Source organism: Tunturiibacter empetritectus (assembly GCF_014201375.1).
Taxonomy (GTDB): Bacteria; Acidobacteriota; Terriglobia; order Terriglobales; family Acidobacteriaceae; genus Edaphobacter; species Edaphobacter lichenicola_D.
On the sequence record NZ_JACHDZ010000001.1, the window covers coordinates 733,667 to 746,731 of the forward strand.

Consider the following 13,065-nt stretch of genomic DNA (forward strand, 5'->3'; position numbering starts at 1 on the left):
CATCCGTCGCAATACAAGACAGGAGCGTCGTTCATGTTCGCAACTTGTTTCTCGCCGCGAGGTTATGTTTTTCGGATTGCCGTCCTTCTAACTTTGGTTGTTTGGAACCGGCCAAGCGGCGCCCAAGGGTTCGAACGCATCGCGAACGGCGTTCTGGTTCACTCGATACCGGCAGCGGTCCGCATCGAGGTATGCTCCGAGCGTGCGATTCATGTGGTGGTTGGAGAGACTCATAACAAGCCCGCTCTTGTGCCGGCCGTGATACGGCCATGCACCGGGGCGGCATTTTCGATCTCGTCGGCTAAGGGCTCGGTGCAAATTCGTACCTCTGCACTACAGGTCGCAATTGAAGAAAAGACGGGATCGGTTCGTTTTCTGTCAGCGGATGGGGCGAGCATCTTAAACGAGGCGCCGGACAACGGCCGTGTGCTGCCCAGCCAAGGACAGGAAGGAGCGTCGCAAGGAGTTGAGCAGCATTTTGCGCTCTCTCCCGGCGAGGCGCTCTATGGTCTGGGGCAGCATCAGGAGGGGTTCTTCAACCTGCGCGACATTCCCATACGCCTCTTGCAGGCGAATACGAACATCGCGGTGCCGTTTTTAGTCTCGACGAAAGGCTATGGTCTGCTGTGGAACAACGCGTCGCTGACGGATTTCAACCCCACGACCAAGCCGATCCAATTGAACGCGACAGGCAAAGGGACGTTTCAATCGGGTCCGGAAGGCATGTATGGATTCCTCCTGAGCGGCAACCTGCAGAATAGGCTTCGTCTTTCGATCGACGATACGAGAGTGATCGACCTCGATAACATGTGGGTCCCGAGTGCAGCCAGCGGGAAGACTAGACTGGCTGCCAACAGGAGTTACCGGATTCAGGCCGAGACGGGAGGCGAAACCGCGCTGTCGGCTCGTATGCCTTCGGATGGCATGAGTTTCCGCTCCGACTCAGGCCAGGTCGTCGACTATTACTTCATTTATGGACCACAGCCGAGCCGAGTTGTTGCCGAGTATCGAGAGTTGACCGGAGTGGCGCCTCTTCTTCCCCGGTGGGCTTACGGATTCTGGCAGTGCCGCGAGCGTTACTCGAGTCAGCAGCAGATTCTCGACACTGCGGCCGAATTTCGCAAACGGAAGATTCCCGTGGATGTCTTCGTGCAGGACTGGCAGTACTGGGGTAAATACGGCTGGAACGCTATGCGGTTCGATGAGAGCGCCTATCCCGATCCCGCGGGAATGATGTCGGAGCTTCATCGGCAGGACCTTCACCTGATCATCTCGGTCTGGGCCAAATTCGGCGCGGAGACTGAGGTCAACCGCGAGATGGAGCGCGCCCACCTGCTACTGACCAGCAATGCCAGCACTTCGGAACCGGGGGAGGCGAAGGAGCGCGAAAACTGGGCAGACCTCTTTAACCCTGCTGCGCAAAAAGAATTTTGGTCACAGATTGATCACAGACTGTTCCGGCTCGGGCTGGACGGTTGGTGGCTGGACGCTTCGGAACCGGAAGGGGATCCCCTCAAAAACGACGTGACCTACCTTGGACAGGGCAAGACGGTACGCAACGCCTATCCGCTCTTCGAAACTTCCGCCGTGTACGACGGTCAACGGGCCGCAACGGAAAATAAACGTGTCGTGATTCTTACCCGGTCCGCGTACACAGGCCAGCAACGAAACGCCTCGATCTCCTGGTCCGGGGACATCTCGGCCAATTGGGAGACACTGAGGCGGCAGATTCCCGCCGGCCTTAGCTTCGGCGCGAGCGGATTCCCCTACTGGACAACCGATATTGGCGGGTTCTTCCGTCCGGCGGATCAGTATACGTCGGCTGCCTACCATGAGCTGCTGATCCGCTGGTTTGAGTATGGCACCTTCTGCCCCATTTTCCGGATTCACGGATACCGCTCTGAAACCGAGATGTGGAAGTACGGTCCGGAGGTAGAGCACATCTTGACGGAGTACGATCAGCTTCGCTACCGCCTTCTGCCCTACATCTACTCCTCTGCCTGGGGAGTCACGCATCGAGGCGAGATTCTGATGAAGGCGCTGCCTTTTGTCTTTCCCAACGATCTCTCCGTAAGAGACATTGGCGATCAGTTTCTCTTTGGCGATGCGTTGCTGGTTAATCCCGTCACACAACCGGACGCAAGAAAGCGGAGCGTGGTATTGCCGACAGGGGAGAACTGGGTGGACTTCTGGACAGGCGAAAGGTACAGCGGGGGACAAACCATTGCTGTAAATGCCCCCTTAGATCGGATGCCAATCATGGTCAAGGAGGGAAGTATTGTGCCAATGGGCCCGGTTGTGCAATCGACTGCGGAGACAGCCGACTCTCTGCAGGTTCGCGTTTACTCCGGCAAGGACGCCGATTTTGAACTATATGAAGATAGTGGCGACGGATACGCATACGAGCACGGCGCTCACTCGACGGTTCATATGCACTGGAACGATCGCCTCCACGAGCTGACGATCGCCGACAGGGTAGGAAAGTTTCCGGAGATGCGCGCCAATCGCTCTATCCAGATTGTCCTGGTTGGTTCAGGACGCGGCGTGGGTCTCAGCGTCGATTCCCAAACCGGCCGCATCGTCACCTACAATGGCCGCAAAATCACTGTCCACATACTGCCTTACGATAATCAAGAGGCATCTGAGCGCGTCTTTCCAGTTCTGAGTGCCGACCCACAGCGTCTCGAGAACGAACCCGGGCGGGATTGGCGTTAAAATCTTTGTATTCTCCAAAATCAATAACCACCATCGCGGACCCGCCTGCCTCCTTGCTCCTCTATGGTGTTTGCCACGGGCTGCCCACATTTGAAAGGAACTGGTTCTGACATCCGAACGATGTTCCAGCGTTCATCAACTGTCATGCAGTCGCACAACGCCACTTCCGACTTAGAGAAAGCGTTTCTCAAAAATGGCCGCACGAGAGATCAGACCAGCCCAGGTTCGCTAAAATGTATGGAAGAGGCCCGGTCCATCTGCGAGACGCAATCGAGACCACTGTCTCTGCGCACTACAGGCAAAGAATTTAGTCTCGCCTTCGAAAAGCCAGGCCGCCCGAAAAGGCCGGCGTCGGCGGTCGATCCGCCTCTGGCCACCATTTAGAATCAATTATTTACAGACGAATACCGCAGTAATTCTCCTTTTGCCACTTTTGGCCCTTCTTTGTAAGCGGTTGAAAATGCTGAATCAACAAACACAAACTCAAATCTTTGATTTATCGAGACCGCCTGGCCACCAATTCCAGTCGCCCGCAAGACGAAGCAGGGCCGGTCCGATGATGATGCGAACAACGGTAGCGTCAATCAAAACAGCAACGGCCAGAGTGAACCCGATCATCTTTACGACCAGGAAGCCTCCAAAGGTGAATGCCGCAAAGACGACGATCATGATTGCGGCTGCGCTTGTAATCAGGCCCGCGGTTCGCGCCATGCCCTCCGGGATCGCCTCCAATTCGTTCAGGCCACTCCGTCTGGCTTCGAGAACACGCGCGACGAGAAACACCTCGTAATCCATACTCAGACCAAAGACAATGGCAAAGGTGACGATCGGCACGAGTGGGAAAATGCTTCCCGTTCCTCCGGGCACACCGAGGAACCTGCTGCCATAGCCGTCCTGAAAGACGAGGACGAGTGCCCCGAAGGAAGCAGCGACCGAAAAGAGATTAAGCGCAATGGCTTTTATCGCGACAAAGATCGATCGGAATCCACAGAGAAGTGCAAGGAACGTACCGACGACGACCAGACCCATGACAGATGGGAAGTGATCTCGGATGATTGTCTCGTAATCCGCGTTGAGAGCCGGGATGCCTCCCACAAGCAGCGTTGCTCCAGAGACACCGGTCAGAGCAGGGGCGCCGGTCTTTCTAAGCTCACGCACCCAGTCAACCTGATCGCGTAGCGACACGGAGCCCGTGGGCAGGATTTCAACCAGCGCGGCACGTCCGTCGCTGCTCAGAAGCGTTCGGCGCGTCTCCCGCGAGAGCCCTGGCAGGGATGACCGGTTGCCTTCCGCAATGGTTGTAATCGAAATCACACGGTCACTGCGAGGATCGCTCGCAAGGCGTTTGGTGAGACCATCCAATGCATTCCAACCCGCGTCGGTCTGTGCGATGGAATCGTTTGGAAGCTCGACGATGAGGCGTAACGACTCAACAATCGCGCCCCGGTCCATATGTTCCAGCGTGTGGAGTGCATGCACTGATTCCGCGGACTGCGGAAGCCAGTCTCCCTGGGGAACGCTGGTATCCAGATGCCGGACCTGCAGCGCAAGCATCAACAGGGGAGTGCCTGCCAGCACGAGCGCAATCCAGGGATGAGCAACGATGACCTTTCCCCATCGCCGCCAGCGAACGCCTGTATACAGGGTGCGATGCGCATCGAGTTTTGGCGCGAAGGGCAAGCGCCCCATATCGATCCGCCGACCGAGGAGCGCCAGCACCGCTGGAACAAGCGTGTTGGTAAGCAGCACGCTCAACCCTGCAACGAGAAACCCGGCGATACCGATGGAACGGATTTCGCTGATCGGCACCGTCAGGAGCGCGAGAAATCCGATGCAGACGGTGGACGCCGAGATGAGTAGCGTACGTCCTGCCTGGCGTGCCGCGATGAGCGACGCCTCCGGTCCGCTGAGTCCAGTGGAGATGGCCTCTCGAAACCGGCTGACCATGAGCAGACCGTAGTCGATGCCGAGGCCCAGCCCCAGCATGGTCGCCAGATTCTGGACCAGGATCGACAGGTGCCATCGGTGGGCGAGAAATCCCGTGATTGCGAGGGTGGCTGCAATGGCAAGCTGTCCAACCGCCAGGGGAATCAGAGCCGCCATAAGGCTTCCGAATGCCACCAACAGCAGTCCCAGTGTTGCCGGGATGATCAGGCTCTCGCTGCGACGTACATCGTTGGCGCTCGCCATCCGAATGTCGAAATTCAGCGGGATTTCGCCGGTGAGCTCGAGCTTTACCGCTGGGTAACGAGACTTGAGCTGCCCCTCAAGCGAAATCGCCAGCGTGTGAAGTCCTGGAACGAGAGACTCTACCGGGACGTCGGTTGAAGCCAGGCCAACGAGAATGTATGTTCCGCCGTTGCGGCCCAGAAAGACGGAATCGCGCAGGTCGAGATAGGAGACAACGCCGGAGACACCGTTCTGGGCCTTCAATGCGGCGACGATCATGCCTAACGCCTCCGCCCCTTCATCGGAATCCGCAGCAGGCAGCCCGAGAGCGACCAGGACGACGCGGTCCACGAAGGGCGACCGGAAGCGATCCGCGAGTTCGTTCCGAACAGTTTCTGCCTGGCTGCCTTCCACGCGAGTCGCGGTCTCGAGCAAGCGTTCCGCGTGGAAGGAAAAGGGCAGTAGTGCAAGAGCCGCTGCGAGGACGATCCCAGCCACCAGAAACCGGAGAAAACGCATAGCACTCATCATGTCATAGACGCTGATCGCCGCCGATCAAGTGCACGTGCCGTGTGAGAAAAGGCGTGCGAGAGTCGAAGGTGCTTCGGACGAGCCCGTACCTCGGCATACTACAGCGGGTATACACTCGGGGAGGCCGCCAGGCATTGTGTCATACAAGCCACACGCTCTCCGTCAATGGAGGAGGATCGCATTCGTACCTTTTTGCTTCTCGCACTCTTTGCCGCCATTCAGTCGCCGGGTGTGGATCCCCGCATCGGGTCATGGACACTGGTCTCCGCGCAGTCCAGCATGGACCCGGCCAACCGGCTCTCGATCACGTCCGTCCGCAACGGGACGCACGTCGTCATGTCCGGCGAAACCCATCTTGATTTCACAGCGAACGCGAACGGACATCAGGCGCCTGCGCCCGGTAATCTTGGGTTCAATCAGATCGAGCTGCACCGGATTGACAGGCACCAAGTGGAAGTCAGGGAGATGAAGGATAGAGCTCTCGTCGCCACGGTTCGCGAGAAACTCTCGAAGGATGGGATGGAGTTGACGAGCACAATGTCGGCCGCCGGCCATACTCCTCAGATCACCGTGTGGGTGCGAACCGGCGGAACGAAGGATCCAAAGGATCCGTTTGCAGGCGATTGGACACTGGATCTGAGCAAGACAAGGATGCGACAAGGCTCTCTCGTAAAGATCGAAGCGGATGACAGCGGCGGCGTGCGTTTTCTGGGTGACTACAGCTACACTGCGCGCTTTGACGGCAAGCCTTACGACCTTAAGAATTCGCGCAACGACACTGTCTCACTTCAGCTTGTCGATCCGCACACGGTGGATTCGATCTCCAGGCGTGACAACCAGGTTACGCAAAAGGACCGCTGGCAGGTCTCCGCGGACGGGAAGCAGATGACGCTATCCAGTACGGCTACGCTGGAGACCGGCCAGCATGTTACCGAGAAGCTCTTGTTCAAGAAGCAGTGACGGAGAGTGCATTGGAGTCAACGAGCGTATCACTCGTTGGCTCCTCGCCGTCTTCACGAACCACGACAGAGATGATGCCTTTGCGGTTCATGAATTTCAGAATGCCCTTGACCGTATCTTCGAGCGACGGGTCCGGTCTGCCCCATGCGGAGGCATCCCGCGCCGCCTGGTACGTTGAACTGTCGTAGCGCTTGAACTCCATCGACGAGATGTTGTCGACGGAACCCACCAGGAAGTCGAGCAGCGGGAAGAGAAGATCCTCCTTGCGGCAACGGCGGATCAGCTCCGGGACGAACTCGGGCAGGGTGAAGGAGTCAAACTGCCGCCTCGTTGATTCCGTGATCAGACGAGTGATGTCGGTCATGTTCGAGTAGTCATCCCGCACCACATGGAACGTCTGATTTGCCGTGCCCGGGCTAGTGGAGATCGCAACGATGTTATTCGCCACAATGTCCGCCGGGACGAAGCTGACCTGATTGAGCGTGTCGACGCCGATACCGTGGTTCACCATGAAGGCGACCAGGCGAACGGCGATATCGAAGTTATTCCCGCCGCCATCGACGGACGGGCTCACGAGGGCCGGCCGGAAGAGGCGCACCGACAGTCCGCGGCGTTGCGCATCGAAGACGACCTGTTCCGCGACCCACTTTGTCTGGCTGTAGCCGAAGTCGAGCAGCTCCATGTTTGCGTTCGAGTCTGTCTCGTACAGGACGGCTTTGACCGCCCAGCCAAAGATGAACGTGGTCGAAATGTAGTTGAACTCCTTGGGACGACCTTCGAAGGCCAACCGCAGGATCTCATTCGTTCCGAGCACGTTCGCATCGCGCATCATGTCGTAATTGAACAGGTAGTTTACGGTGGCGCCGTTATGGAAGACCGTGTCGATTTCGGTAGCGAGGAAATCCCAGGTCTCCTGCATAAGTCCCAGACCTGGCTGCCCCAGATCGCCGCAAACAGGGACGACTCGAGCTTCGAACATCTCGATCAGGTCCACAGGCACGGATCCCATGGAATACATCGCGCTTTTCAGGCGTTGTTTGCCCTGTGTTTCGTCGGAGGCGCGTACGAGCACATAGATCGTCGCCTCCGTCTGCTCCAGCAGGCTCTTCATCAGGAATGGCCCGATGAAGCCGGTACCGCCAGTGAGCAGGATTTGACGTGGAGAGGGGGTCTTCGGCACGGGGAGAGGCGCTGTCGGATCGAAGAGCAGCTTCGTATCCTCCCGCATCATCTGCATCTCCAGTGCGTTCTGCTCTTCGCGGAAGGCCGCGAGGAACGTACGCAGATGAAGCAGCGCTTCTTCAGGAGCGCTCTCCAACTGCTCGGCAAGACCGAACAACTCGGCCACGCTGACCCGCTGTACCAGGCCGATGTCGACCTGACGCGCGAGCAACCCGGCGCCCTTATCTATCAGTAACTCCTTCAGTTCGTGCATGAACCCAACCAGATCCAGGGAATCGAGCCCGGCCTCCACGAGGTTGTATCTCTCCTGGCCTGTCAGGTTGTACCGCGCCTTCAGTTCGGCAAAGGGAGAGTTCATTTCGGCTGGGGACTCCGATGCATCCACGTCACTCTCGCGCGAAAAGTCGGACAGAACGGTGAACTCGCCTGCCATCCACATCTGCTTGGTCTTATGGCGCATTATCTTGCCCGAGCTGGTTCTGGGCACGGCACGCGGTGCGATGAGGGAGATAGCCGCCACTTCTACGTTCAGGTAGTTGCGGACGGCAGTCGCAATCTTCCGTGCGTCGGGGAGAACCTTTGGGTTCTTCACCTCAGCAACAATCGCCAAGGCCGGTTCGGTATCTTCATGGATCTGGAACGCAGCAACGCAGTTGTGGCGGATGAGGCTGGACGATTTCTCCACAACATTCTCAATGTCGTGCGGGTAATAGTTCTGTCCCCGGAGAATGATCATGTCCTTGATGCGGCCGCAGACGTAGAGTTCTCCTTCATGCATGAACCCGAGGTCGCCGGTCCGCAGGTAGCCGTCGTCATACGGACTATCGTCCACAAGCCGCGCCCTGAACTGCTTCAACGTCAGTTCGGGATTATTCCAATATCCATGGCACTTACCGTTGCCTGCAAGCCATATCTCGCCAACGCGACCCGGTTCGAGTGCAAAGTGCCCTTCCGGATCGACAATTTTGAGATCGAGGCCTTCCAGCGGTACCCCACAACTGACAATCTGCTGTGCCTTGTCAATCTCAGATACCTCGGTGGTCATGCGAGCCTTGCCAAGCGTGAGCGCGCGCTTGTTCACGGAGACAATGTTCCGACCGTGGAGTGTGACGGCCAGCGTATTCTCCGCCAGACCATAGGCCACGTAGAAGCTTTCGGACTTGAGTCCGTACGATTGAAAGGCTTCCAGGAATCGCGTGTACGTATCCGGCTTCACGGGTTCCGCTGCGCACATGAGTACGAGCAGCGAACTCAGATCACAGGCCTCCAGGGTCTCCTTGGGGAGCCTACCGGTGCGGAGGCAGTAATCGTAGGCAAAGTTGGGCGCAGCGGTTGAGGTCGCGCGGTACCTTGAGATCGTCTCGAACCACAACACTGGCCGCTGGATAAAGTCTGTTGGCGCGAAGCCGTACGTTGTCCCGCCCCGCAGTGCGGGATACAGGTAGCACCCGATCAACCCCATATCGTGATATTGCGGCAGCCAGGAAACAACAATAGGCGCGACGTTCTCGATCACCAGCGGACATGTGTTCAGAATGTTTTCGTGCGAGACGACGACGCCCTTCGGTTCCATCGTCGAACCCGAAGTGTACTGCAGGAAGAGGATCTTCGAAGGAGCGATCGGCGGGAGGCAGGCTGTTGTCTCCACGAATTCTTCGGTCGCGATCCATGGCAGACCGGAGATGTAATCGACGTCAACTCCGGACGTCGAGACGCCGCTTCTTGCGAGGTTCGTCTTAAGGGAGGCGTGATAGTCCCGACTCGTCAGAATACCGGCAGCCTGACAATCCCTTGCGATGTGGACCATCTTGTATAGCGCACTCTGGAAGCCCCGCGAACTGGGTGGGTACACCGGCACCGGGATCAATCCTGCTCGCACGCAGCCGAAAAATGCGCAGATCATCTCCAAGCCCGGAGGGTAAGCAAGCAACAGCCTGTCGCCAGCGGCGAAGCCGCCGCCACGAAGCAAATGTCCGGCGATAGCCTCTGCACGAAGAAGGAATGAAGCGTAAGTGTAGCTTTCGATCGGGTCGCCGTCCACGTCGAGGTACGAATACAGAAGCTTGTCCGGATGCTTATCTGCGAGTGTTTGTAGTTGTCCCAAAATCGACGGCCTGATCAATCAGCGATCCTCCAGGAGGTGTGTAACGGGATTCAAAAGCGAACGGACTTCCGAGGGAAACGAGGTGAAACAAATTGAAGTGCTCAACAAGTAGACGGCAAAAGCTGGGACGAAGGTGACGATATGCGTTCGATTTCTTGATCATCCGCGCCATTTCCGCCGCACGTTGCAAAGGCTATTCCCCTTCCGGGCGGGGATATGGAAGATAGGCGGATTGCTAAGGAGGCGGTGTTTCCTCATTACCCTTGGTGGCTCTATGGTAGCAAAGCATTTGGCAATCCTATATTCAGACCTTCATGGATTGTGCGCAGTGTTCGTTTTACAATCATATGCGAGCCAGTGCCGAGCCCAATTACCCGAATAGTGGAGGTGCCAGTAATGTTTGCAGCGCAAGCGACGATTGCTAAAGCAGCGGACGCGGCTGATCTTGTGCCGCCGGAGGCCTCCGCGTCGTCGACGATTGAAGCAGCGAGCGCGTCGTCCTTCCCAAGAGTTCTGCGCCGGCGACTGGAAAGGTTCTTCACGGACGCGGATCTTTCTCCCAAAGCGGACCCGACCATGTGGGTAAAGATCGCCATCGGGATGGCTGTGCTGGCAGGCAGTTGGATCGCTCTGTATACCTGCCATCCCGCTGCGACGACATTTGTCGCTCTTTACGTTTTGGGCGGCCTGGCGCAGACATTTCTTTTGTTGAACATCGCCCATGACAGCAACCACAACGCGATCTCGTCGCGGCCGGCGATCAACAAGAGCCTGAACTACGTCTTCGATCTCTGCGGGATTAGCTCGTACATGTGGCGTATTCTGCATCACCGGGGCCACCACTCCTGCATCAATCTGCACGGCGAAGATGATGCGATTGAGGGTCGCGGCCTATTCCGCTTTACACCGCATGACCCTCGTGCACCCTTGCATCGATTCCAGCACATCTACGCACTGTTTCTGTATGCGCTGTTCTCGCTGGAGTACGTATTTGTGCGGGACTTCCAGAGCTTTTTCTTTCCGGGGCACGACTACCTGACGCGGACCAAACATCGTTTCCGCGAATACATCATCCTGTTCGCAGGGAAGACCTTTTACCTCACGTACATGCTGGTACTGCCGGTAATGGTGATGAAAGAGTCTCCTCTCCTGGTTTTAGCGGCCTTCTTCGTTGTTCATCTCATTGTGGGTCTCAGCGTGGTGCTCGTCTTTCAAACGACGCACGTCATAGAGGATACGTATTTCCCTTTGCAGCGCAGCGAGTTTGAAAACGGCGTGTATCACGTCTTCGCTACTACCGCCGACTATGCCACGGAGAACCCGCTCGTCGGTTGGTTTGTGGGCGGACTCAATCATCACGTCGCGCACCATCTTTGCCCGTATGTGTGCCACACCCACTATGCTCCGCTGACCCGAATCGTGAAGGAGACCGCGGAAGAGTTCGGCGTTCCGTATCGGCAGCACACCACGATGACGAAGGCGATTTGGCATCATCTGCTGCTGCTGAAGCAGCTCGGGAAAGAAAACTGATGCAGCGCCTCGCACTGATCCCAACGGATCCGCAATCACACGCAGCAAGCGTCACAAAACTCCCTGCGGTTCAAGGGACCAACCAGAAAGGCTGGGCATGACCTCATCCACGCTCATCCCTGCCGTGTCACGTTGGCGTTCCTTCGCGGATTCGCGTGCCATGGCCAGCAATCCCGTGCAGGTTCTGACGAAGTACGGCGAAACCTTCGGTGATACCTTCCGCTTCTATCTGGGTGGCATCAAGGAAGCGATTGTAACCATCGACCCCGCAGTCATTCAACACGTATTGAAGACGAACGCAGAGAACTATCGCAAGTCTGAGATACAGGTGAAGCGGATGGGCCACTTCCTTGGCAAGGGCCTTCTAACGACACATGGTGAAGCCTGGAAGACACAGCGACGCCTCATCCAAAAAGGATTTGACCGTAAGCAGCTCGATGCACTGTCCATCATCATGCAGGATTCTCTGACGGAGTCGCTGAAGGATTTCGACAAGCAGATTCGCAGTGGGCCGGTCGACATCTATCCACAGTTGATGAGGATTACGTTCGCGATGGTCGCCCGATCGTTATTTGGTGCGCGGCTGAAGGACGAAGATATTGACCTCGTCAGCCACACCATTTGTACTGTTCAGGAATTCATAGTCCGGCAGACGCTTCAGCCATATCTGAACCCCTGGTTCTCTGTCTCGGGCGAGCTCCGCAAGCACGAAGAGATGCGCATCAGCGCAGATGCTATTTTGTTGGAATACATCAAGAAACGTCGTAACGAAGCGCCTGGTCACGACCTTCTGCAGACGTTGATGGACGCGCGCTACACGGATGGTGAAGGTATGAGCGACGAGCTCATCCTGAGCGAGAGCATGCAGCTGCTGGTAGCAGGCCATGAAACATCGTCCAATGCACTATCATGGCTGCTTTACCTCCTCAGCTCACGACCGGATTGCATCGAACGGTTGCGTCAGGAGTTTGATGACGTGCTCGGCGACGCGCCTCTGGGGCACGCCGACGTTCCTAAATTCGTATTCGCAACGCAGGTCATCCAGGAGGCACTCCGACTGTATCCGCCGTTCTGGATGGTCGATCGGGAGGCAATCGCAGACGACCGCATCGGTGACGTCGTCATCCCTGCTGGTTCCATGGTCATCGTGCATGTGTACGGTGCGCACCACGTGCCAAAGCATTGGCCGGACCCCGAGACATTCGATACGGATCGCTTCATCCAAGGCAACGAGAAGCTGCGTGCGCCATTCACATACCTTCCGTTCGGGGGCGGACCGCGAGGCTGTATCGGCGCCAACTATGCAATGCTGCAAATACTGATGATCCTGAGCGACTTGCTTCGAAGATACGACTTCCAGGTCGCACCCGGCCAAACGATCGAGGCTCGGCCAATGGTCATCCTGCGGCCGAAGCATGGTATCCGCATGGCCTTCACTCATACCTTGGTCAATGCCTAGTGGTCGATGCCTAGTCGGGTGTCAAGTCGCCGTTGGTGTTGTCCGAACAAACATCATCTTCATCTTCCGCTCGTACAGTCGGCCCTCCCTGCGTTACGCAGAAGCAGTCCGCATCGAAAGGGCGCTAGCGCTAATCTGGATCACGTTGCGTAGTGTCCAGGCGAATTGGTATCGAGACGCTGACTTGTGTTTACTGATCGCTTAGTGCAGCGAAAGCTCACTTGGCGAAAACGGGGCTTAGCACTCATCGAGGTCAGGTGCCCTGGCCCGACCCCATCTCCAAAAAGAGTCCGACAAGGGAGATCTTTAAAGGCTGGCGTCGACAGTGCTAAGACCTCAGCATCTTGCACATTCCAAATGGTTGCAGAGTCACTTCTTATCGGCAACGCCGCACACGACCAATACGCGACCACAC

The 13,065-nt window shown here is 57.1% G+C and carries 6 protein-coding genes; 4 read left to right on the forward strand and 2 right to left on the reverse strand.

Annotated elements, in window-relative coordinates; all coding sequences use genetic code 11:
• Positions 1–33 precede the first annotated feature (33 nt).
• Positions 34–2,715 (forward strand): glycoside hydrolase family 31 protein, encoded by a 2,682-nt coding sequence (locus tag HDF10_RS03220; RefSeq protein WP_183810358.1) that lies wholly within the window; start codon positions 34–36, stop codon positions 2,713–2,715.
• Between the two features lie 483 nt (positions 2,716–3,198).
• Here the strand turns inward: HDF10_RS03220 and HDF10_RS03225 are convergent, their stop codons facing one another.
• Positions 3,199–5,403 carry an MMPL family transporter gene (locus HDF10_RS03225; RefSeq protein WP_183810360.1) on the reverse strand — a complete coding sequence of 735 codons (2,205 nt, stop codon included), beginning with the start codon at positions 5,401–5,403 and terminating at the stop codon, positions 3,199–3,201.
• Positions 5,404–5,607: 204 nt separating this feature from the next.
• Here HDF10_RS03225 and HDF10_RS03230 point away from each other — a divergent pair, with 204 nt between their 5' ends.
• Positions 5,608–6,375: a hypothetical protein gene (locus tag HDF10_RS03230; protein WP_183810362.1), complete on the forward strand. Its 768-nt coding sequence runs from the start codon at positions 5,608–5,610 to the stop codon at positions 6,373–6,375.
• Here the strand turns inward: HDF10_RS03230 and HDF10_RS03235 are convergent.
• A complete protein-coding gene (locus HDF10_RS03235; RefSeq protein ID WP_183810370.1) occupies positions 6,362–9,679 on the reverse strand; it encodes a thioester reductase domain-containing protein in 3,318 nt (1,105 codons plus the stop codon). The genes HDF10_RS03230 and HDF10_RS03235 overlap by 14 nt on opposite strands.
• Positions 9,680–9,877: 198 nt before the next feature.
• On the opposite strand from HDF10_RS03235, the gene HDF10_RS03240 reads away from it, so the two are divergent.
• Positions 9,878–11,191 carry a fatty acid desaturase family protein gene (locus tag HDF10_RS03240; RefSeq protein WP_183810372.1) on the forward strand — a complete coding sequence of 438 codons (1,314 nt, stop codon included), beginning with the start codon at positions 9,878–9,880 and terminating at the stop codon, positions 11,189–11,191.
• A gap of 97 nt (positions 11,192–11,288) precedes the next feature.
• Positions 11,289–12,650 (forward strand): cytochrome P450, encoded by a 1,362-nt coding sequence (locus tag HDF10_RS03245; protein ID WP_183810381.1) that lies wholly within the window; start codon positions 11,289–11,291, stop codon positions 12,648–12,650.
• Positions 12,651–13,065 lie beyond the last annotated feature (415 nt).